The sequence below is a fragment of the Streptococcus viridans genome, from assembly GCF_900636365.1.
Lineage (GTDB): Bacteria > Bacillota > Bacilli > Lactobacillales > Streptococcaceae > Streptococcus > Streptococcus viridans_A.
On record NZ_LR134266.1, the window covers coordinates 1,584,293 to 1,608,045 of the forward strand.

The 23,753-nt window shown below is 43.9% G+C and carries 16 protein-coding genes; 8 read left to right on the top strand and 8 right to left on the bottom strand.

Annotated features, from left to right (window positions below; translation table 11 throughout):
* Positions 1-25: 25 nt before the first annotated feature.
* Both EL081_RS08225 and EL081_RS08230 read left to right on the top strand, forming a co-directional pair.
* Positions 26-970, top strand: coding sequence for a magnesium transporter CorA family protein (locus tag EL081_RS08225; protein ID WP_126404767.1), 945 nt, complete (start codon positions 26-28; stop codon positions 968-970).
* 28 nt (positions 971-998) lie between these two features.
* Positions 999-1,673, top strand: coding sequence for a DUF1129 family protein (locus tag EL081_RS08230; protein WP_126404768.1), 675 nt, complete (start codon positions 999-1,001; stop codon positions 1,671-1,673).
* A gap of 34 nt (positions 1,674-1,707) precedes the next feature.
* Here the strand turns inward: EL081_RS08230 and EL081_RS08235 are convergent, their stop codons facing one another.
* From EL081_RS08235 to rpsF, 4 genes are all read right to left on the bottom strand, one after another.
* Positions 1,708-2,229: a GNAT family N-acetyltransferase gene (locus EL081_RS08235; RefSeq protein ID WP_126404769.1), complete on the bottom strand. Its 522-nt coding sequence runs from the start codon at positions 2,227-2,229 to the stop codon at positions 1,708-1,710.
* 311 nt (positions 2,230-2,540) lie between these two features.
* Complete coding sequence (gene rpsR, locus EL081_RS08240; protein ID WP_000068664.1) at positions 2,541-2,780, bottom strand: 30S ribosomal protein S18; 240 nt, start codon at positions 2,778-2,780, stop codon at positions 2,541-2,543.
* A 41-nt stretch (positions 2,781-2,821) separates the two neighbouring features.
* Entirely contained in the window at positions 2,822-3,316 is a 495-nt protein-coding gene (locus tag EL081_RS08245) for a single-stranded DNA-binding protein (protein ID WP_126404770.1), read from the bottom strand.
* A 26-nt stretch (positions 3,317-3,342) separates the two neighbouring features.
* On the bottom strand, positions 3,343-3,633 hold the full coding sequence (rpsF, locus tag EL081_RS08250; RefSeq protein ID WP_006595679.1) for a 30S ribosomal protein S6: 291 nt from the start codon (positions 3,631-3,633) through the stop codon (positions 3,343-3,345).
* 278 nt (positions 3,634-3,911) lie between these two features.
* On the opposite strand from rpsF, the gene EL081_RS08255 reads away from it, so the two are divergent.
* From EL081_RS08255 to EL081_RS08265, 3 genes are read left to right on the top strand one after another with little or no spacing between them, the layout of a single operon-like run.
* Positions 3,912-4,964, top strand: a complete 1,053-nt coding sequence (locus EL081_RS08255) for a bifunctional glycosyltransferase family 2/GtrA family protein (protein ID WP_126404771.1) — start codon at positions 3,912-3,914, stop codon at positions 4,962-4,964.
* On the top strand, positions 4,951-5,853 hold the full coding sequence (locus tag EL081_RS08260; protein ID WP_126404772.1) for a phosphodiester glycosidase family protein: 903 nt from the start codon (positions 4,951-4,953) through the stop codon (positions 5,851-5,853). The genes EL081_RS08255 and EL081_RS08260 overlap by 14 nt, the downstream gene beginning before the upstream one ends.
* Positions 5,834-6,241, top strand: coding sequence for a hypothetical protein (locus tag EL081_RS08265; protein WP_126405071.1), 408 nt, complete (start codon positions 5,834-5,836; stop codon positions 6,239-6,241). The genes EL081_RS08260 and EL081_RS08265 overlap by 20 nt, the downstream gene beginning before the upstream one ends.
* A 67-nt stretch (positions 6,242-6,308) precedes the next feature.
* On the opposite strand, the gene EL081_RS08270 is transcribed toward EL081_RS08265, so the two are convergent.
* The 3 genes from EL081_RS08270 to EL081_RS08280 form a co-directional block, all read right to left on the bottom strand.
* Positions 6,309-10,787 carry an SGO_0316/SGO_0317 family LPXTG-anchored serine peptidase gene (locus EL081_RS08270; RefSeq protein ID WP_126404773.1) on the bottom strand — a complete coding sequence of 1,493 codons (4,479 nt, stop codon included), beginning with the start codon at positions 10,785-10,787 and terminating at the stop codon, positions 6,309-6,311.
* An 80-nt stretch (positions 10,788-10,867) separates the two neighbouring features.
* On the bottom strand, positions 10,868-15,217 hold the full coding sequence (locus tag EL081_RS08275) for an SGO_0316/SGO_0317 family LPXTG-anchored serine peptidase (protein ID WP_126404774.1): 4,350 nt from the start codon (positions 15,215-15,217) through the stop codon (positions 10,868-10,870).
* Positions 15,218-15,461: 244 nt separating this feature from the next.
* On the bottom strand, positions 15,462-17,846 hold the full coding sequence (locus EL081_RS08280) for a phosphoketolase family protein (protein ID WP_126404775.1): 2,385 nt from the start codon (positions 17,844-17,846) through the stop codon (positions 15,462-15,464).
* A 359-nt stretch (positions 17,847-18,205) separates the two neighbouring features.
* Between EL081_RS08280 and EL081_RS08285 the strand changes: the two genes are divergently transcribed.
* Positions 18,206-19,177, top strand: coding sequence for a hypothetical protein (locus EL081_RS08285; protein ID WP_126404776.1), 972 nt, complete (start codon positions 18,206-18,208; stop codon positions 19,175-19,177).
* Positions 19,178-19,286: 109 nt separating this feature from the next.
* Here the strand turns inward: EL081_RS08285 and hutI are convergent, their stop codons facing one another.
* Complete coding sequence (gene hutI / locus EL081_RS08290; protein WP_126404777.1) at positions 19,287-20,534, bottom strand: imidazolonepropionase; 1,248 nt, start codon at positions 20,532-20,534, stop codon at positions 19,287-19,289.
* 200 nt (positions 20,535-20,734) lie between these two features.
* On the opposite strand from hutI, the gene EL081_RS08295 reads away from it, so the two are divergent.
* Together EL081_RS08295 and ftcD are read left to right on the top strand one after the other, a co-directional pair.
* The gene (locus tag EL081_RS08295) at positions 20,735-22,765 is read left to right on the top strand and encodes a urocanate hydratase (RefSeq protein WP_126404778.1); all 2,031 of its coding nucleotides are present in this window, start codon (positions 20,735-20,737) and stop codon (positions 22,763-22,765) included.
* Between the two features lie 81 nt (positions 22,766-22,846).
* The gene (gene ftcD / locus EL081_RS08300) at positions 22,847-23,746 is read left to right on the top strand and encodes a glutamate formimidoyltransferase (RefSeq protein ID WP_126404779.1); all 900 of its coding nucleotides are present in this window, start codon (positions 22,847-22,849) and stop codon (positions 23,744-23,746) included.
* Positions 23,747-23,753 lie beyond the last annotated feature (7 nt).

Sequence of the window (23,753 nt, forward strand, 5' to 3'; positions counted from 1 at the left end):
GTGTAAAAAAACAAGGGGAGGCACCATGAAACAGGTCTTTTTATCAACCACAACTGAATTTAAAGAAATAGAGACACTGGAACCCGGTAGCTGGATCAACCTTGTCAACCCTTCCCAAAGTGAATCGATGGAAATCGCATCTGCTTTCGGTATCGACATTGCCGATTTACGGGCACCACTCGATGCGGAAGAAATGTCTCGTATGACCATCGAAGATGAGTATACCTTGATCATCGTGGACGTTCCCATCAAGGAAGAGCGGAACAATCAGACCTACTATGTCACCATCCCTTTGGGAATCATCCTAACAGAAGAGGCTATCATCACCACTTGTTTGGAAGAGTTGCCTCTCCTAGACACCTTTATCAATCGTCGCTTGCGGAATTTCTATACTTTCATGCGGTCGCGCTTCATCTTCCAGATCCTTTATCGCAATGCTGAACTTTATTTGACTGCGCTTCGTACCCTGGATCGTAAGAGTGAACAGATTGAAAGCCAATTGCACAAATCAACGCGTAATGAAGAGCTGATTGAACTGATGGAATTAGAAAAAACCATCGTCTACTTTAAGGCCTCTCTGAAAACCAATGAGCGCGTGATCAAGAAATTGACCAGTGCCACTAGTAACATCAAGAAATACCTGGAAGACGAGGACTTGTTGGAAGATACCTTGATCGAAACCCAACAGGCGATTGAGATGGCGGATATTTACGGAAACATCCTCCACTCTATGACCGATACCTTCGCATCGATTATCTCCAACAACCAGAATAATATCATGAAGACCTTGGCCATGGTGACCATCGTCATGTCCATCCCAACCATGATTTTCTCGGCCTATGGGATGAACTTCAAGAACAATGACCTACCCCTCAATGGGGAACCTAATGCTTTCTGGCTCATTATCTTTATTGCCTTTGCCATGACCGGATCGCTCGTTGTCTACCTCATCCATAAAAAATGGTTCTAACACCTACTAATAACACTAAGGAGTATTTATGTCTCAATTTGATTTGACCCAATTAAGTAAAAAAAATCAAGAATTCGTTCGCATCGCTAAACACCAATTGATTGAAAATGGCAAAACCGAAGAAGATGCTACTAGCCTAATTGAAGAAATTCTTCCAGCCATCTTTGAAAACCAACCAAAAGGAGTAACGGCGCGAACTCTCTTTGGAGCGCCAACTGTTTGGGCCAATGCTTTTAGTGATAAGGAACGCTACGAAAAAGAGCATCCAAAAGAAAATGATACTCCTCTTCTCATGATTACGGATTCTTTCCTTCTCGTCTTTGGTCTCTTTGCTGCCATTTCAGCCTTCATGAACCTTTTTGCACCTCAGGGAACCACTTATGGACTTCTCACTTTAACTCTTGGTAGCTTGGCTGGTGGGGTTGTGCTCTATTTGATGTATTACTACTTCTACCAATACTACGAAGTTTCTAAACGTGGAATGAAACGACCTGCTTTAACCAAGTCACTTCCTATCCTAATGTTAGCCATGATCCTTTGGGTTGTGATTCTCATGGTCACTGCTTTGCTCCCACAATTCCTTAACCCTCGTGTACCAAACTGGTTCATGCTCTTACTCGGTGGTGGGGCTCTTCTCCTCCGCTACTACTTGAAGAAAAAATACAATATCAAGAGCGCCAATACGGCACCTCAACGACGCTAAAAAGAAACGGATGAACACTTCATCCGTTTTTGTTTTACTGCATGTCCTTGTTCAACCTTTTTGAAAAATAGAGGACTAAGTCATCATTGTTTTCACAAGAACTGTAAGGGCCCAAGGGCTGATCCCTAAACCAAACCCCAGATCCATCTGGGATATAGCCCCGTTTAACATAAAGCCTTTGAGCCGGGCCATAACCCGAGTGTAAACCAACCCCTAAAGTCACAATCTCTGAAAGTAGCCAGACTCTTTTTTCCGCCTCCTCTATGAGTTGATTCCCAATTCCTCGATTTCTAAATGGCTCAAAAACATTAAAATCAGTTAGTTCAGGATAGACTCCCACGAAAGGACCGTGCTTGGCAACAGGCAATATAGTGATATAACCTGCCACAAGTCCATCCGACTCAGCTACTAATACGTCCCTTTCTCCATTCTCCTGATCCTGAAAATAGCTGGCCAAGATATCCTCTCTACCCGGCCACCCTTGGTGGATAAAGGCTTGAGAGATGTGCTCAATATCTGCCTTTATCATCCTCCTGATGATTACACCTTCCTTCATAGTTCCCTCCTTGATACATTCCTTCCCACATTATAACACGATTAGAGCTAGGGAAAGGTCAAAGAGGTCCACCCGAACCTCAACTCGCTTTCTCATTTTCAAGCTCATGAAAAAAAGACCCGTAAAGGCCTTAATTCGCTTTCTTATTTTCAAGCTCATGAAAAAGAGGTCCACCGGACCTCAACTCGCTATCACATTTCCAAGCTCGTGAAAAAGAGATCCACCCGGACCTCAACTCGCTATCACATTTCCAAGCTCGTGAAAAAGAGGTCCACCCGGACCTGAAAAAAAGACCCACCCGGGTCTTTTTTTTAATCTTCGTTTACGAAAGGCATCAAAGCCATTACGCGAGCGCGTTTGATAGCTGTTGTTACTTTACGTTGGTTCTTCGCTGAAGTTCCAGTTACACGACGAGGAAGGATTTTCCCACGTTCTGAAACGAAACGGCTAAGAAGCTCAGTATCTTTGTAATCAACATATTCAATTTTGTTTGCTGCGATGTAATCAACTTTTTTACGGCGTTTGAATCCGCCACGACGTTGTTGAGCCATGTTTATTTCTCCTTTATAGTTTTAATTCGTTAAACCCATTCTTAGAATGGTAGATCGTCATCCGAGATGTCCATTGGATTAGCTCCAAATGGATTGTCATCACGTCCAAAGTTTGGTGTTGCGTTCGATGGTTCAGATCCTCCAAAGCTTGGAGCTGCATTTCCTGCAAATCCTCCACCTGAAGAATAACCTCCACCAGCTTGTCCTTCACGATTCGCGCGGCTTTCCAACAATTGGAAGCTGTCCGCTACGACTTCAGTGACATAAACACGTTGACCTTGCTGATTCTCATAATTACGAGTCTGGATACGACCTGTAATCCCAACTAAGGCACCCTTTTTAGCCCAATTTGCTAAATTTTCAGCTTGTTGACGCCAAATCACACAGTTGATAAAGTCCGCATCTCGTTCACCATTTTGGTTTTTAAAATTACGGTTAACAGCAAGTGAAAATGTCGCAACAGCCTGGTTTTGAGGGGTATAACGAAGTTCAGCATCTCGAGTCATACGACCTACAAGTACAACATTGTTAATCATTAGTCACCTTCTTTATTCGTTAGGGCTTACGCGTCAACTTTTACGATCATGTGACGAAGAATGTCACCGTTGATTTTTGAAAGACGGTCGAACTCGTTAAGAGCTGCATCGTCGTTCGCTTCAACGTTTACGATGTGGTAAAGTCCTTCACGGAAATCTTGGATTTCGTATGCAAGACGACGTTTTTCCCAATCTTTTGATTCAACAACAGTTGCACCGTTGTCAGTCAAGATAGAGTCAAAGCGTGCTACCAAAGCGTTTTTAGCTTCTTCTTCAATGTTTGGACGAATAATATAAAGAATTTCGTATTTAGCCATTGATATGTTCCTCCTTTTGGTCTAATGACCCCAAGTCTTTGCAAGGGGTAAGTGAGGTTTGCTCACAAGAAACTATTATACCAGACTTCGGTATAGAAGGCAAGTAAAAATACCTTCTCTTGATTCTTTTTGAGAAGATTTATTTTTCTTCTATTATTTTCTCTAGTTTTTATACAGCAAGGAAATCTCTCCCTTTCCTTAAAGAAAACTGATATCAGTTAGCTTTAAGAATGGGCCGTTATACTACCTTCATCACAAACAAGAAACGAGGAACGGTTATGAATTATTTAGTCATCCCCGCTTATCAACCCGATCAAAAACTTCTCAAACTGGTGAAAAAACTGAGAGAAAAATGTGACTTCTCCATTATCGTTGTGGACGATGGTAGTTCTGAGGAGTGCCAGGCTATTTTTGAAAAATTAGACGGATTAGCTACAGTCCTTCACCACGAAGTGAACCTTGGAAAAGGAGGGGCTCTCAAAACAGCCTACACCTACATTCAAGAGCAAGGGCAATACGGAACAGTCATCACTGCCGATGCCGATGGCCAACATAAGGTTTGGGATATCTTCCGCGTGGCCAACCAATCGCAAGATAATCCGAATCAATTGATTCTAGGGGCACGCGCCTTTTCAGGCAAGGTTCCTTTGCGTTCTGCTTTTGGAAATAAATTGACCCGCTTCTTGTTCAAGCAACAAACAGGGGTCGCTGTGACAGATACCCAGACTGGCCTTCGAGCCTTTACAACGAACATGATTCCTTTTATGTTAGAAATTGAGGGTCAACGGTATGAGTACGAAATGAATGTGCTTCTTGCAGCTAGCAAGGCCTTCCCCATCTTGGAAGTTCCGATCGAAACAGTCTATATCAATGACAATGAAGGGTCCCACTTCCGTCCTGTTCGAGACGGTCTCATGATCTACAAGGACATGTTTAAATTTGCACTTTCGTCCCTCAGTAGCTTTATCGTTGACTATCTGGTCTATGCTTTCTTTCTTTTCGTAATGATGGCTGTGCCGATTAGCCTTCGGATCCTCCTTGCCAACGGGATTGCTCGTGTGGCTAGCTCTATCTTTAACTACTCGACTAACAAACGTTTCGTCTTTAAGAACAAAGACAGCCTGGCTCGAACCGGAAGTGGTTACTTGGGACTTGCGATTGGACTCTTTATTCTCGATACCCTCTTGATTCGACTCTTCTATACAAGCTTCGGTCTCCATTTGCTCCTCAGCAAAGTGATCGTCGGACTCTTGCTCTTCGTCGTCTCATGGTTGATTCAGAAAAAAATCATTTTCAAGGAAAGGACTGCACCTACTCATGAAATTCTTTAAAAAATCGTATACCTATGCTGCTTGTTTCGGCATCCTGCTAACAAGCTCCTTCAGCTATTCTATGCTTAAGACCTTCGTCTTATCAGATGCTATCCAAACAGTTAAAGCAACAACAACTGATAGTAAAGCTGCTGAACAAGCTGCAGCAACTGCTACCACTACAGATACCAGTTACTCCGATGACAATATCCAGGTAAGCCTGACAGAAAAAACAGTCGAAAACACTCAAGTTTACATTGCAGATATTACGGTTAGCTCTTCTGACTATCTAAGAACTGCTTTTGCTCAAAATACCTATGGGACCAATGTGACGGCTAAAACTTCCGTCACTGCAGCTGAGAACAATGCTATTCTAGCCGTCAATGGAGACTACTACGGAGCTAATAGCACCGGCTATGTCATCCGAAACGGAGTGGTCTACCGCGATAAGGTTCGTGAGGATTCAAGCAATGGCGACCTGGCGATTTATAAAGATGGCTCCTTCAAGGTTATCTACGAAGATGAAATCTCTGCGGATCAGTTGGTCAAAGACGGGGTTGTTAATCTCCTTGCCTTCGGACCTTCCTTGGTTGAAGATGGAGAAATTACAGTCGATACAAACTCAGAGGTGGGACAATCCATGTCTTCTAACCCACGGACGGCTATCGGAATCATCGATGAAAACCACTACATCATTGTCGTTTCAGATGGGCGGACTTCAGAGAGCGAAGGGCTTTCTCTCTACCAATTAGCGGAAGTGATGAAATCGTATGGCGTCAAAACAGCCTACAACCTGGATGGTGGTGGATCTTCTACACTTTACTTCAATGGCCAAGTTATTAACAAACCAACTACAAATGGTACTATCTCAGAAAGGGCGGTGAGTGACATTGTCTACATCGGTTACTAATCCTATCAAACAACGGTTGAAAAAGACCATCCTCTGGTACACTCTGATTTCAGCTTTCTTCTTCGTCGGAAGTCGCATCTACGAACACTTTAGCTTTGGGGAAACCTCTGCCTTCATGCACTATCTCTTCATGATCCCTTTGATTGGTGGTGCCTTGCTAGTGACTCTGCAACTAGTGGTAAAAGGCCTTTCTCGAATCACTCTTAATCTTTGGAACTCAGCTGTTGCTACGGCAACTGCGGGGGCTCTCTACCGAGGCATTGTGAACCTCTCTGGTCGTTCAACAACTCTCGACCAACCCTACTATTATGTTGCAGGGCTCTTCCTAGCCCTTGCCCTCATCAGCCTCTTCTTTGTCCGCAGTGTCTGGTTGGAGAAAACAGCTTAAAACATTCAAAACGTCCGTTTCTAAAATTAAACGGACGTTTTTTAGAGTAAGCTAATGCCTGAACGGCTTAATCTTGCCGTTTTTTGCTTGCTACAAAACCTGCCAAAGCTAGTGAACTCATACCCAAGAGGCTGAGGGCTGTTGAAGTCAAGGCTTCTTGTCCTGTTTTTGGAAGGCTGGTTGTTGGTGTTGAAGCAGCCACTTCTGCTTGGCCACCAGTATGATAGCCAACAGCGACTGGTTTGTTTGCTGCAACTTCTTTCGTTTCAGGTGTAGTTGGTTGAGCTGGGGTAACTGGGCCTTTGGATACCGCTGGTTGGACAGGGGCCACTGGAATTTCCGGTATCTCTAACGTCGGATTTTCTGGTTGAATCCATGGCGCTACAATCGCTCCACCATGCACCTCTGGGTTTGGCTTGATAACGTCTTTGACCAAAGAAAGAAGGTGGAAATTGATCTGATTGGTCACTTCATAAAGGAAATCATTTTCCGATGCACGGTAGCCTGCTGGGAGTTCCACATGGACACGATAGGATCCGTTCATCAGCATGGTCTCAAAGCGCTGCAAATCATAGATGCTTTGTGGAAGAAGGCGACTGATGCCGTCTTTGCCTACCACTTTTACGACCGTGCCTATCGGAACTGGCTGATCAAATCCAATGGTAAGTTTGTTTTCATCTAAATAATGGAAGGCAAAGGTCACTTTCGGATGTGGGTTTTCAGGTGAAACGGTCACCTTCTTCACTAACTCTGTTCCCCAATCATAATGGTAATCCGACAAGGTGATTTTGACTGTATAAGTGCCAAAAGGCAAGTCTGGGAAGGTGCCACCATTGTAGGAAGCATTGAACTCTCCTTCCACAATCCGTCCTTGGTCATCCACTACCTGGTAACGAACAACAGATGGATAATAAGAAATGACTTCCCCACTGCTATCTGTAAAGACGACCTCTAAGCTACTCTTTTCAGCTGTTGGTTTTTCGGATTCTGTCTCGGTTGGTTTTTCATCTGAGTTGCCTTCATTCGTTGGGGTCGTTGCCTCTATTTTCTTCCCTTCGATATCCATCTCAGTGGTATTGTAGACCTTATCCCAGATGCTATAACGAACAGTAGAGAGGTCCACCCCTTCTGGAAGCAGATAACTGCCGTCCTCTTGGGGTTCCAAGGCTACTGTTTCCCCGTCCTTGACATAGGACAGATAAGTTCCTGCTAGTCCACTGCCGGTTTCAATCACCTTTCCTGGACGGAAAATCCGAGTCTGCGGGTCATAGTTAGCACTTCCAGTCTCAATGCTTGGAGCCGTGTTGTCAATTTTAACCTTGAAGTTAAGTTCTTGTTGTTTGGCCCCTGAAGCAGTTGGACGGTAAGTGATCACAAATTGGTATTCTCCATCTGGTAATTGCTTGCCATCTTTGTCCAAACCTTCCCAAGAGATTTCATAAAACTCTTCGCTACGATTCCCAATCCGATAACTCCAGTCGGTCTTTCGATGCACTTCATTTCCAACCTCGTAAATCGGGTTAGTACGAGTTGTGTCCTCCTTCTTGTAGACTGATAGGTGGACATTTTCTACATTGCGAAGCATGACGGCCTTTACCTTGACGCTATCAAAGCTGGAATCATTGTTTGGAGAGAAGTAGAGTTGGTCTCCATCAAAGCGATCCCCATCCTGACCTAGAGTTTTGGCTACAGACTCCCCATTTTCATAAACATAACTAATCAAAGAAGTAAAGTGGTTATCTGGATGACGCTCTGGCGTTTCTGGGACCTTTTCATCTGGATAATCTGTCTTGTCCTTATAGTAGTAAAATGGCTTGTCACTACCTGTATATTCGTAGATAGGCTTTTCGATCCCGCGAAGATTTTGGTAATCTCCATGGAAACCAACATAAGGAAGGCTGACCAGATGTTTGTTGTTGCTGGCATCTTTGACCAGTACATAACCTTCTAAGAAATAACCATTTGGCATTTGCTTGCTGAGCTCTTCCTTGTACTTGCTCGCGTCAACGGACACGTGGATCGTCCGCTGACCATTGGCTGGAATCGTGATGCTTTCCTTGCCATCGAGGGTTTCTAACAGACGAGGATGAAGGGTGAATTTGCCATCCTGGACTTGGTCTGTCTGAAGGGTGGTTTCATAGCGGACCGACTTCTCTTGATTGGAAAGATTGTGGATGGTCACGTCAAACTCAAAGGTATCAGTGACATTGCCAAGTGTTAGACTGCTTTTCGCATCTTTTGCAGTCACATAGAGATCTCCTAGAGCTGCAGCTGTGACATCCATGACCCCTGCGCCTTGCTGACGTACAGAGGAATAGGCATGTGTCTCTTCATCTACATGCGGAACAGCTGTACTCATGGTCATCTGTTTGACAAGAACTTGCAACTGTTCTGGACTGAGATGAGGGAAGCGCTCCTTCAGGGCTTGTTTCACCAGTACAGTGGCTCCTGCTGCATGAGGAGAGGCCATACTGGTTCCCCTATCCATATAGTACTCTCCATTATTAACAGATGAGTAGATCATCCCTCCTGGAAGGGTGACATCTGGTTTGAGGTCGCCATCAGCTGACAGCCCCCAAGAGGAGAAGTCAGATAGTTGATTGGCTGCATCGTAAGGAACACGTTTAAATTTGTTGGCAATATGGAGCTGGTAATCTTTGGCATGTTGAGCTAGGACACTTCCAGCACCGTGGCCAATGACCCCAACTGGGAATCGTTCTCCGAGACCTTCTAAGTCAAATCCTACAGGGGTATTGCCCTGATCCTCGGTCTGGTAAAAAATCACACCTGTTGCTCCTGCCCTTTTCAGCTCTTTGACCTTATCCACATCTGAAACTTCGCCACCTCGCTCAGTAAGGACTAAGTGACCATTGATACTATCAGACTGATAGTGGTCTATCCCTCCCTTTTCCACATGGAGATAGCTTTGAGGGATGGTTGTCCGAAAGGCGTCGCGTTCTACAAAGGAGTGCATCGGAATTTTGCCATCTGGGAAGTCTTTTGACCCTTTTAAGGCTTCTACGGTCAAGCTTGCTTCTGTAGACTCATGCTTGGTCAGACTATTAATCGAAGCGACCGAAAGGACATTGGGATTGACGGATGGGGTCCCTGTCATTCCATAATCTGGTGTGCTTGCAAGTGGCTTGCTGTGCCAGAAGCCATTGGTGGCCATATTGGTAGAAGCAACTGTAATGGTTACCCCAGCTTTTCTTGCAGCATCAAAGGCTTGGCGCGTGATTTCTCCCACATCATAAATAGAGCCGGAAGCCGTTCCCAAACTCATATTGATGGAATCAGCCCCTAATTTTATGGCATCTTCCACCGCCTTGGTATAGATGAAATTTTGGACCTGTCCGCCCTTGGTGTCTGAGAAAACACGTAAAAACATGAGCTGGGCTTCGGGAGCGACACCTCGGATAATTTCACCATTTGGGGATGGTTGAGAGGCATTTCCCACAGCGGTTCCAGCTACGTGGGCACCGTGAGAGATTGGATCATCTTCTTTAACGTTTTCATCCATATCACTATAATTGTGAACGTAGACGACTTTATTGTTGTACCATTTACCGTAAGTGATGCCGGCCTTTTTCTTAGCTTCTTCAATTTCTGCTTCACTCTTGTACTTGGCCTTATTGATATCTGTTAGGCGGAAAATGTCGTGTGCTGGATCCACCCCCGAATCGATAACCGCTACAACCTGTCCCTGGCCTTTGATACCCTTATCCCAGAGTGGTTGCAAATTGATCAGGCTGTTTTCTTCACTGACCTTGGTCGTAGTTGAAGCCGGTGAGGCAGGAGTAGGCTGGTTCTCAGCTACTCTGGTCCGACCAAGTGGAGCATAATCTAGGGCATCGACACGTGATAATCCCCGGATCTTTTTAGCATCTCCATAGGTCGTCTCTAGAGCCAGTCCATTAAAGAGCAAATTAACGTCATACAATTTTTTGAACTGAATGGATTGTCTTTCGAGTTCTTTCAAAAATTGTTCATGGTCTTGGTTGGTTTGCTCGATACGCGCTTCTTTTGAAGTTCGAGATCCATCTCCATTCTCAGCAGAAACCTTTTCTTTCAGGCGAACCAGGACCTCGACTGGACTTGCATCCTCTAGCGTTTCTTTAGCTACTTCCTGGGGAGCCTCCGTCGCAACAACTTCAGAATTGACTTTTGGACTTGCAATAACAGAAGGTGACAAGGTCTTCTCTTCTCTTGGGTTCTCATTTGAAGAATCGCTAGCAACTGAAGAAGTATTTAGTGCTTGTTTGGTCTGGTCCTTGCCCTCAGTCTCTGTTGGAGTAGGGACAGCGGAAGTCGATTTTTCTACTGGTACACCGGAGATATCCTCCTTAACAGCAACGATCGGCTCTATTGCCTTTTCATCTGTCGTTGTGCTATCAGGTACTACGGCTGATGACTCGACTGTGGATGGTGCTGGTGTTACAGTATCTGCCGAAACCACCGATCCCATCAAGAACATACCTATTAAAACGGAAGCAACTCCAACCGCATATTTACGAATGGAAAAACGTTGTTGTCGATGAAATTCCATAAAAACTCCTTTTTATATACCAGGTTCAGGTGGCTGTTACACCACCTGAAGCCCACTCAATTTTCTCTACTAAGAGAACGTTATACTTGGTCTGGATGATTTTTCTTCATTCGGATCGCACCGAAAGTGAGTAGAAGAACCATAAAGCCTACAATCCCTAATTGGTCATTTTCCTGTCCAGTTTTTGGAAGAGAAGTTACTGGGCGATGAGAGACTTGTTGAAGCTCCTGATCCATTGCTGATTGACCTTCTTGAGTCATAGGTGACGGTTGAGGAGTGACTTGTTGAGCCTCCTGATCCATTTTTATTCTACCTTTTTGTATCATAGGTGACAGTTGAGGAGTAGGTGGGACAGTTGGATCTTCCACCTGATCTTCTGAGACTTCTACAAAACTGGTCAAGTAGCGATTAATACGATTAGCTACGGTATAGATGAAATCATTTTCCACTGCCCGATAACCTGTTGGCAGATCAATATGGATCTGATACTCTCCATTGATCAGGATGCTTTCAAATGTCTTTGGTTCATATAGGGTTTGATTCAACTCCACTTTTTCTCCTGTCTTCTTATCAATGGCAAAGACACGGGTTCCATCTGGAAGTTCTTTGTCAAAGACGAGGTCAAAGCGATTTTTGTCAATGTAGTGGTAGACAAATTTGACCAGTCCTTCAGGGTGCTCCTTGCTTAATTCCACTGTCACAGTGGTTGGAGATACCCAAGAATAATTTTGATCTTGAGCGACAACTTTTACAGTGTAGGTTCCAAATGGAAGAGTCGGTAGCGGATCTTCGTAGTAGCTATTAAATTCTTGATCCACCCGATTTCCCTTGCTGTCAAAGACTTGGTAACGCATCATTTCTGGGTATTGGTTGGTTGCCTCGCCTTTTTCATCGACAATTTGCACCTCTAAGCGACCGACGGTTGCTTCGCTAGTCGCAGCTGTCGGACTTGCTTCCTCCGTCCCTGATTTTTCCGTCGTTTTTTCTTCTGAAACGGTCTTACCATCCAAGGTCAAGGTGTTGGTATTATTGACCTGATCCCAAATATAGAAGCGCACAGTTTTTAGATCTACTCCTTCTGGAATAGAGTAGGTTCCATCTTCATTTGGACTAATTTCAACTTCCTGATCATCTTTTTTGTAAGAGAGGTATTTTCCGCCTAGTCCACTACCCGTTTCAATAATTTCACCTGGCTTAAAGAGACGAGTTGCTGGATCAAAGAGATCCTTGGTATTCGCCAGTTGTGGCACTTGCTTATCGACTCGGACTTTTAGAACAATCTCTTGAGGTTTGGCACCTGGTGTGCTTGGACGATAAGTGACTACATATTGATAGTCCCCATCTGGCACTAGCTGATTGTTCTTGTCCTTGCCTGCCCACTGTGTCGCATAAAGAATCTTACTACGGTCATTAATCCGCCAACCATAGTCCGATTTCTTCTGACTTTCATTACCTTGTTCAAAAATAGGATGTTCGCGTTTGAGGTCATCTGCACGATAGACCGATAAATGAATATTGTCTACATTTCTCAAAACGACTGCATTGAGCTTGACACTATCATAGGAACCATCATCATTTGGCGAGAAGACAAGTTGATTTCCATCGTAATGCCCATCTTTTTCTCCCAATACAACCTGTACCTCTTTGCCCCCGCGCCAAATAGTGCTGACCAAGGCTGTAAAGTGATCTCCTGAGTCTTTTTCAGGTTTCTCTGCTTTTTCATTTGCATAATAGTAGAATGGTTTTTCATCCCCAGTGAAGGCATAGATAGGCTTTTCGATACCTGGTAAATCCTGATATTGCCCTTTGAAGCCGATATATGGAAGACTTACGAGATCTTTCTTGGTTTTGGCATCTTTAAAGAAGACAAATCCTTCTAAAAAGTAACCATTCTTCATTTGATTGGTAAGTTCGCTTGTAAAGGTACTGGTATCTACAGAAATTGGAACCGTCACACTTCCCTTAGCAGGAACATGAATGATTTTTTCTCCCACTTGATCCAGTAGCTGACGCATCTTCAAGCTGATGCGATCATTTTCCACCTGATCGGTGTTAACGACCGTATGATAAGTGAAGTCTTTCGCTTCCGAACTTAAGTTGTGCACCGTAACCTCAAACGTAAAGGTATCCTTGACATTGCCAAGCGTCAAACTACTGTTTGTTCCTTTTCCGCCTGTTACAAAGACATCGCCAAAGGCTGCCGCTGCAGCATCCATGAGACCAGATCCTTGTTGACGGACAGAAGAGTAGCTCTTACTTTCCTGATCAAAATGAGGTTTGGCTGTACTCATGACTAATTGGCGCAAAAGCGTATGAATTTGCTCTGGACTATAAGTTGGGAAACGTTGTTCTAGAGCTTGCTTGATCAAGGCTGTCGCCCCTGCCGCATGGGGCGTTGCCATACTGGTCCCCTCATCCATATCATACAGACCATCTGGAATCGCCGAGTAGACCATTCCGCCAGGTAGGGTAACATCTGGCTTAAGTTTTCCTTCGGCAGAAAGCCCCCAACCAGTAAAGAAGAGCATCTTGTTTGCTTCACTATAAGGCACTTTCTTGACTTCCTGATGGAAGATTAGCTCGTATTCTCCAGCGTGGGAGGCTAGCTCTTTTCCGATAGCATGATTCAAGACGCTGACCGGATAGAAGGAGCCCCAATAGCCCATCGGAAGTTTTTGGAGGTTGTCTCCTTGCTCTTCATTCTGATAAACTAGGACACCTTTTGCACCAGCTTGTCTGAGGGCATTAACCTTCTCTTCGTCCGTCACATCCCCTCCGCTCTCAACCAGAGCAATTTTGCCTTTCACCGTAGCAGTTCGGTAACTATCCAGTTCACCTTTTGGAACTGAAACGTAAGACTGAGGACCTTCTACTGGGAAAATCAGCCGGTAAACGGGAAGATCGACGAGGCCATTTTGGAATTCTTTCTTATCCTTTAGAGCTGGGATTTCCAGACGCATGGTCGTTTCGTGATTGATCTGATTATTGAAAGCACCAATGGCTAGAACCCCATCTTCAATGGCGGGCTCATCAATCGTTCCCGTATCGGGTGCATCTGCTTTTGGCTTAGCCTGCCAGTATCCACTCACGGCGTAATTTCCTGCTGCAGCATTGATGACAACACCGGCTTTACGGGCGAATTCAAAGGCTTGACGGGTTAAGGGATTGGTATCTGCTTCAGACCCATTGACCCCACCAAAACTCATATTGATGGTATCTGCACCTAACTTGACCGCATCTTCAACAGCCTTGGCTACAACAAAGCCTTGTTCTGTCATGCCCTTCTTATCAGAGAAAACACGCATAAAGATAAGCTGAGCTTCTGGTGCGACACCCTTTAGATATTCACCCGTTGGCACAGGTTTTGTCGCATTCCCAACAGCCGATCCTGCCACGTGAGTCCCATGCGAACGCGGATCGTCTTCTCGAATCTCATCGTTCATATCTGAATAGTTATAGGCATAGACTACCTTATCGTTGTACCATTTCCCATAAGTGATGCCTGCCTTTTTCATGGCCGCTTCCATCTGCTCTTTATTCTGGTATTTGGCTTTGCTTTTATCCGTTAGACTAAAGAAATTATGGTGGACATCAAGGCCCGTATCCAAAACGGCTACCACCCGACCTTGGCCCTTGATACCTTTGTCCCAGAGAGGCTGTAGATTGATTAATTCATTTTCATCACTAACTTTTGTAGGAAGGAGGGTATTTTGCTTCGTTGCGCTAGGCTGTGCATTCGCCTGAGCCGTTAAGGGGGTAATTTCCACCTTTTCAACACGCGCCAACTGACGAATCTTCAAGGCATCCTTGTACTTGGTTTCTAGAACAAAACCATTAAAGACTAGATCAAAATCAGCTAATTTCGTATATTCAATGCCTTTTTCCTTCAGTTCATTTAATACTGCTTCCTTAATTGGTGCATTATCCTTGATCTGCTCTGCAATACTAAGAGGAGCCGTTGCATCTTGCTTTTTCGTCTCCAAACGTACCAGGGCCTGAACACGGGCTTCATCTGCCACACTTGCTGAAGCATCGTCCTTATTAGCTACTGGCTGAGATGCTGAAACAGTGTGATCTTCTTGTTCCTTCTTTTCAACACCTTCTTTTTCAGGTGTAGGGTCCGAAACTGGATTTGTTTGAGCATTGGAAGGTGAGATCTCGCCAGTTTTCTCAGTCTTGGCTTTCTCTTGTGAAGAAGACTCCTCCTTAACTGTATCAGTTGTATGAGCTCCGTCCGAGCCATCGCCCTGTCCGACTGTCGGACTCACCTCCTGACTTCCTTCTTTTACTACAATAGCGGGTACATCTACCTGCCCTTCCTGCTCCTGGGCTGAAACAGTCACCCCACAAAAAAAGCATCCGACAAGTACCGATACTAGGCCGACTGCATATTTTCGTAGAGAAAAACGTTGTTGTCTGTCGCTTCCCATAAACAGACCTCCTTTATATTTTGTAAGCGGTTTCCGCACCTATATTTTAGTCCTTATCTTATGCAAAGTCAATGCAATCTAGCAAATTCTAAAAAATATATTATTTTATTGATTTTTGATAGGTTTCTCTATCCAGTATTGGAGAAGCTTCTCTTACCAAGGGGAATTCCTTAGACAAAGTTTCTTTCTTTAAAAAGGTAAAAAAAAAGAAACCAGAATAGCTTCTGATTTCTTTTGAATAAACTTATTTATTTACGTTTTCCCATTTCCAGTTGTGTACTTCTGGAATATCATCACCATGTTCACGGATGTAAGCATTGTGGAAGGCAATTGTTTCGTCCATTTGAGCTGCAAATTCAGCTGCTTCTGCTCCAAGAGCTGCATTAGCTGCATCTTGTGCCAAGTGGAAGCGATCCAATTCAGACATGACACGCATATCGAATGGTGTTGTGATATCACCGTTTTCACGGTAACCATGCACACGCAAGTTGTGGTTGTGACGGTTGAAGAAGATATCACGAATCATGCCTTCGTAACCGTGGAAGGCAAAGATCACTGGTTTGTCAGCGGTGAAGACTTTGTCAAACTCTTCATCTGAAAGTCCACGCGCATCGACTGATGGGTGACGCAATTTCAAGATATCCACAACGTTGACAAAGCGGATCTTCAATTCTGGGAAAGCCTTGTGCAAGATTGTGATGGCTGCAAGAGCTTCTAAGTTCGGCTCTGTCCCTGCAGCTGCAATGACAAGATCTGGCTCTTCATCTGCTGAAACAGTTGATGCCCAATCGATCACCTTGTATCCTTCACGAACCAATTCTTCTGCTTCATCAGCTGAGTAGAATTGAGGGCGTGGGTGTTTTGAAGTAACGATCAAGTTTACCTTGTCTTCTGCCTTGAAGGCTTTATCCATCACTGCAAGCAAACTATTGGTATCTGCTGGCAAGTATTCACGGATGTATTCAGGAGTTTTCTCAGCCAAGTGAGTCAAGATACCTGGATCTTGGTGAGTATAACCATTGTGGTCTTGTTGGAAAACAGTTGAAGTCGCAATCAGGTTCAAGGCTGGGTAGTTTTTACGCCATGTCGTATGTGTCTTCGATTTACGCAACCATTTGAAGTGTTGAGTAATCATAGAGTCTACGACACGAAGGAATGATTCGTAAGATGCGAAGAATCCATGACGACCTGTCAAGACATATCCTTCGAGCATTCCTTCTGCTTGGTGCTCTGACAATTGAGAGTCAATCACACGTCCAGCAGGGCTCAAAGCTTCATCGTAGTCTGGTTTCATACGTCCTAACCATTGACGGCTTGTACGAGTAAAGACTTCTTGAAGACGGTTTGATTTGGTTTCATCTGGTCCAAAGATACGGAAGTTGTCTGGGTTCGCATCCACAAGATCTGCTGCATACTTACCAAACTCGATCATATCTTGCGCCATGATGGCACCTGGTGTTTCGATCTTGAAGGCATGTTTCTTCCAATCAGCAGTGTCCATTGGTTTGATGACACCTGCGTTTGTGATTGGGTTCATAGCCATGCGACGGTCACCTTTTGGTGCGATTTCAGCAATTTCAGGAACTAGTTTACCAGTTTCGTCAAACAACTCTGCTGGGCGGTAAGATTCCAACCATGAAAGAAGGGCATCTACATGCTCCATGTGGTGAGCATCTACTGGGATTGGCACTTGGTGCGCACGGAATCCACCTTCGATTGGAGTTCCTTCCCAAGCTTTTGGTCCAGTCCAACCTTTAGGAATACGAGCAATCAAGACAGGGTATACTGGTTGAGTTGCTTCTTCTGCAGAACCTTTACGAGCTTCTGCTTGGACTTTCTTGATTTCTTCAATCGCTTCGTCCAATTTTTCTGCAAACAAAGCATGAGCTGCTTCATGGTCGTCAGAAATAGCCGTTACGTCTGCAAAAATTGGTTTCCATCCAAGACCTTCAAAGAAGAGGGCCAATTCTTCGTCTGTTTTGCGTTCGAAGATTGTTGGATTGTGGATCTTTCCACCGTTGAGGTAGAAGATTGGAAGAACAGCACCATCATTGACTGGGTTCAAGAAGGTATTGGCCAACCAACCAGCCATCAATGGACCAGTTTCCCCTTCACCATCACCGATTACGGTTGCAGCAATCACATCTGGATTATCTAAAACAGCTCCAGCTGCGTGAGAAAGAGCATAACCAAGTTCTCCACCTTCGTGGATAGATCCTGGAGTTTCAGGTGCCGCGTGAGATGCAATCCCTCCTGGGAATGAGAAGATTTTACATAGGTGTTTAAATCCTTCTTCATTTTGTGGGATATTTGGATTCAATTCTGTGTAAGAACCATCTAAGTAAGAGTTGGACACCATAACTTGTCCACCATGACCTGGTCCTTCAATGTAGAACATATCCAAGTCATACTTGTTGATTGCACGGTTCAAGTGTGCGTAAATAAAGTTTTGTCCAGGTACAGTTCCCCAATGTCCGATTGGGTGAGCTTTCAAATCGTTTTCAACCACTTCACGTTTCAACAACGGGTTGTCTTTTAAGTACATTTGAGCAGCTGAAATATAGTTTGCTGCGCGCCACCACGCATCCACTTTATCCAAGTATGCTTTGCTGTTAAAATCAACAGTCATATTGTCTCCTCTCAAATTCTAGCTATGATTCTGATGAATTAGAATCCAGTGCAAGTATTTAGGTTATAAACATTCTGTTTCACTAACATGAAGACAGAATGAGCGCGAACCAAATTTAATTCAATTCTTTTCTATTCTATCAATAATTTATCTTTTTGTATATAGAAAAAATTAAAAAAAATATAGTTTTTTATAAAAAGTTACAAATCTCTTTTAAAATCAAACCATTTTTCAATCATTTTACAGACAGCTTTTGGGTAAAACTACTAAAAAGCCTTAGAAATCAGCCGTCTATAAATTTCCTTGTCACATAAAATCTTTCATGATATACTTTAGATATCAAACTAAAGGAGGTCGATATGATTAAGGAAAAACGCAATAAAGGATTTGTTTCAGGTCTGGTGCTTGCCCTTGTCTTCCTAGCATTCGCAGGATTAATATTTTCATTATGGATTCGTCACCAAAATCCTGCTACTAGCTTTGCTAAGGCAGAAAAGTCTGGGGATCCTGTAACGATGCAAGTCTATGATATTTATCCAGAACCTGTCGGAACTGTGGACAAAAGGCATGTACTCTATATTGTCCAATACGATAACCAAAATGATGGTAAGTATGCAGGGATCGAAACCAAAAAAGACGATGCGACGATTAAAGAAATCATTGATAAAGCGAAGAATGGGGAACTGCAGACCGATCCTTATCAACTAAAGGGAACGCAATTAGCCCCTTTGGCAAAGGATAGCAAGAATACATCTCGCAATGGTCGCCTTGTCGGTTATAGTGAGTACATCCATTCCCTCCTTGACCCGACTTCTGTCGTGTCACTCAATATGACGACCAACTATTATCTAAGCCTTACGGAATATAACAAAGACTCCTTATTCCTCTTGCTAGGTTCAGTTGCTTTAGCTGGACTTACCATTACAATGGTTGTAGCCAGCTTCTCTGTTCGGAAACGGACCATTGCTTCCTATCAGGAACTCCACCAAAACTATCCCGAACTCCAAGGAGATCTAAACCGTTTGGCTGATGAGGCCAGTTACTACAATCAAGACTTAAAAGTTATCTTATACAAAAATCATTTGATCACCTATTTCAGAGGAACGCAAACGATTGATTTACGAGATGTTCAACAACTATACTTACATGTCACTCGAGTTCGTCAATCAGGTATTGCCCGCTCTATCTTCCAATTGTGCTACATCCGCAAGGACAAGCCAAAGAAACAGCACCGCCTAGCCATTAAAAATAAGAAGAACGCTGAAGAACAACTCTACACTCTCTTTGCACAGGTGTCTGAGCGATTCCCAGATGTCAAGGTTGGAATTTAAAGCTTTCTAACTCCTCTTTTGAAATACTTTTCTAAGCCCTAAAAACCCCTCATCAACCAATTCTGATGAGGGGGTTTTTCTATTTAGGTCACATTTAAAACGAAGAAAATTAAATCACTTTCTTACCATTCTTATAGACATCTGTCACTAGGTTGGTCGCAAAGAAATAGAAGAGATAATCTAGATTTGGTGCGTCATAAATCGTGATATCAGCTTGTTTTCCAACATCGAAAGAGCCAATCGTTTTGGCACGATCTACTGAGTAGGCTGCATTGATGGTCACTGCATTGAGAATTTCCACTGGAGTTAGGCGCATCATGAAGCAACCAAGGTGCATAGCAAACTGGAGATTGGCTGTCGGACAGGATCCTGGATTGCTGTCTGTTGTTAGGGTAATAGCCATGCCAGCGTCCAACATCTTACGAGCTGGTGCATAGGTATCTTCCATGAGGCTGAAGGTTGTTGCAGGCAAAAGATTTCCAATAACTTTTGCTTTTGCTAGTTTTTGAATACCCTCATCAGTAATGACCATCAAGTGTTCTGCACTGGTAGATTCCAATTCGGCTGCTACATCCACGCCACCAATGGACTCAATTTCATCCGCATGAATTCGTAATTTGAAGCCCATTTCCTTGGCTTTCGACAGAAGATAGCGTGATTCATCCGCTGTAAAGACACCCTTTTCACAGAAGATGTCACAGAATTCAGCCAGATTGTCTTCTTTTACCTTTGGAAGCATTTGTTCAATAATCAGATCTAAATACTCTTGAGAACGGCCCTTGTACTCTGTCGGGATCGCATGAGCTGCCATAAAGGTTGAAACCAGATCAATTTCATGGTCTCGGTCCAAGGCTGCTACTACATCTAATTGGCGTTTTTCCGTTTCCCAATCCAAACCGTAACCACTCTTGGCTTCAACAGTTGTCACCCCATGGCGCAACATATAATCCAACAGTCGTTTGGATTTGTCATAAAGGTTGTCGAAGGACGCTTCTCGTGTTGCCCGAACAGTGCTTAGAATCCCTCCTCCTTGAGCGAGAATATCTAAGTAGGAAACACCCGCTAACTTTTTAGCAAATTCATGTTCACGACTGCCTCCATAGACCAAGTGGGTATGGCAGTCAATCAAGCCAGGGGTCGCAACTTTTCCTTCACAGGATTTTACTTCCGTATGGGCATCCATCAGTTCTGGATCTGGTTGACCGGTCCCCACTGCAAGTACCTTTCCATCTTTAATGGCGATATAAGCATCAGAAAGGATTTTTGCCTCTGCCATCTCCTTGCCATAAAGAGGATGACCGAGGTCGTTTGGACAAAACAACTGGTTAAAGTGGGTTAAGATTACATCAGCAGACATATGAATACTTTCCTTTCTATTTCCATTGTTATTCATTTTATAATTCTAAAGTAAAAGCGTCAAAAAAAAGTCAAAAAGTTTTTCCCTCATTTTTTTTTGCTTTATTAAAAATTAAATTTATTTTTGACTCTTTATTGACGTTTCTTGGATACAATAAAGAAAATATAAATTCATAGTTTATACATAAGGAGGTTCCTACTATGTCATTTATAGACGATAAAGAAATTGCAGCTGCTATGTCTGTCAAACTTGACTTTGATGTCCTACCTGAAAAGGCAAAGTTTCAAGAAGGCATCCGTCGTGCACCTGATAGAGGCTTCCGCTTAACGCAAGCTCAGACTGAGGTTGCCCTTAAAAACGCTCTGCGTTACATCCCTAAAAAATTCCACCAAGAGTTGATCCCAGAATTTCTAGAAGAACTAAAAACTCGCGGTCGGATCTATGGCTATCGCTTCCGTCCAAAAGATCGGATCTATGGAAAACCAATTGATGAGTACAAAGGAAACTGCACTGCTGCTAAAGCTATGCAGGTCATGATCGACAACAACTTGAGCTTTGAGATTGCTCTTTATCCTTATGAGTTGGTTACTTATGGAGAAACAGGTTCTGTCTGTGCTAACTGGATGCAATACAACTTGATCAAAAAATACTTGGAAGTCATGACGGAAGACCAAACCTTAGTCGTTGAATCTGGTCACCCACTCGGTCTCTTCAAATCTAAACCAGAAGCTCCTCGCGTAATCATTACCAACGGTCTATTGATTGGTGAGTATGACAACATGCACGATTGGGAAATTGCTGAAGAGATGGGCGTTACCAACTACGGTCAAATGACTGCTGGTGGCTGGATGTACATCGGCCCTCAAGGAATCGTTCACGGTACCTTCAACACTCTTCTTAATGCTGGTCGTCTTAAACTCGGCGTTGCTGACGATGGTGACTTAACTGGTAAACTCTTTATTTCATCTGGTCTCGGTGGTATGAGTGGCGCTCAAGGGAAAGCAGCTGAAATTGCAAAAGCTGTTGCGATCGTTGCAGAAGTGGACCGCTCTCGGATCGAAACCCGTCACTCTCAAGGCTGGATTAGTCAAGTGACAGACAGTGCCGAAGAAGCTGTGAAATTAGCTCAAGCAGCACTGGAAGCTGGTGAATCAACTTCTATTGCCTACCATGGTAATATCGTAGACTTGCTTGAATATGTCAATGAACACCAAGTCCATGTTCATCTTTTGTCTGACCAAACCTCTTGCCACAACGTTTACGATGGTGGTTATTGTCCAGCTGGTATTAGCTTTGAAGAACGGACACGCTTGTTGGCAGAAGACAAGGAAACCTTCCACCGTCTCGTCGATGAAACTTTGGCTCGCCACTTCGCAGTGATTAAAGATTTGACTGCTAAAGGTACCTACTTCTTCGACTATGGTAATGCCTTCATGAAATCTGTTTATGACTCAGGCATCAAGGAAATTTCTAAGAATGGTTTGGATGACAAAGACGGCTTCATTTGGCCATCTTATGTAGAAGATATCATGGGCCCTATGCTCTTTGACTATGGTTATGGACCATTCCGTTGGGTCTGCCTCAGCGGTAAACACGAAGACTTGATTGCAACTGACCACGCAGCTATGGAAGCGATCGATCCAACTCGTCGTTACCAAGACCGCGATAACTACAACTGGATTCGCGATGCTGAAAAGAATCAATTGGTGGTGGGTACAGAAGCTCGTATCCTCTATCAAGATTGTATGGGCCGTGTCAACATTGCTTTGAAATTCAATGAACTCATTCGCCAAGGTAAGATCGGACCAGTCATGATCGGACGTGACCACCATGACGTATCTGGTACAGATGCTCCATTCCGTGAAACATCCAATATCAAAGATGGATCGAACGTTACTTGCGATATGGCGGTTCAATGTTACGCTGGTAACGCTGCCCGCGGTATGAGTCTCGTGGCTCTCCACAATGGTGGTGGTACTGGTATCGGTAAAGCTATCAACGGAGGATTCGGTCTCGTTCTAGACGGTAGTCACCGAATCGACGAAATTATCAAATCTGCTATTTCATGGGATACCATGGGAGGGGTTGCTCGTAGGAACTGGGCACGGAACGATCATGCTATTGAAACAGCGATCGAATACAACCGTCTCCATGCAGGAACAGACCACATCACTATTCCTTATCTTGCAGACGAAGATTTGGTCAAAGATGCGGTTCAAAAATTGTTTTAATTCAAAAAAATAAAAATTGAGAAAGGGGAGGAGAATACATTGCCCTCCTTCCCCACTTCTCCTATAAAAAGAGGTAATCATATGGCAAAAATTGTTGAGTGTATTCCAAACTTCTCTGAAGGACGCAATCAAGCTGTAATCGACGGATTAGTCGCTACTGCAAAAAGCATTCCAGGTGTTACATTATTAGACTACTCGTCTGATGCTAGCCACAACCGCAGCGTCTTTACACTCGTTGGGGATGAAGAAAGCATTCAAGAAGCGGCTTTCCAATTGGTAAAATACGCATCTGAAAACATCGATATGACCAAGCACGAAGGCGAACACCCTCGGATGGGAGCAACAGACGTTTGTCCATTCGTTCCGGTCAAAGATATCACAACAGATGAATGTGTCGAAATCGCTAATAAAGTAGCAGAACGCATCAATCGTGAATTGGGTATTCCAATCTTCCTCTATGAAGATGCCGCAACCCGTCCAGAACGCACCAACCTCGCTAAAGTTCGTAAAGGCCAATTCGAAGGAATGCCAGAAAAATTGTTGGAAGAAGACTGGAAACCAGACTACGGTGAACGCAAGATTCACCCAACTGCAGGGGTTACTGCTGTCGGTGTCCGTATGCCGCTCGTTGCCTTCAATGTCAACCTGGACACAGATGATCTAGAAATTGCCAATAACATTTCTAAAATCATTCGCGGATCCAGCGGTGGATACAAATACTGTAAAGCGATTGGTGTTATGCTAGAAGATCGCAACATTGCCCAAGTTTCTATCAACATGGTCAACTTGGAAAAATTCCCATTGTATCGCGTCGTTGAAACCGTTCGTTTCGAAGCACAACGCTACGGGGTGCGAATCATCGGAACAGAACTCATCGGACTTGCTCCAGCTAAGGCTTTGATCGACTCAGCGGAATACTACTTGCAATTAGAAGACTTTGACTACAGCAAACAAGTCTTGGAAAATCACTTGTTGGGTTAGAAAGGGA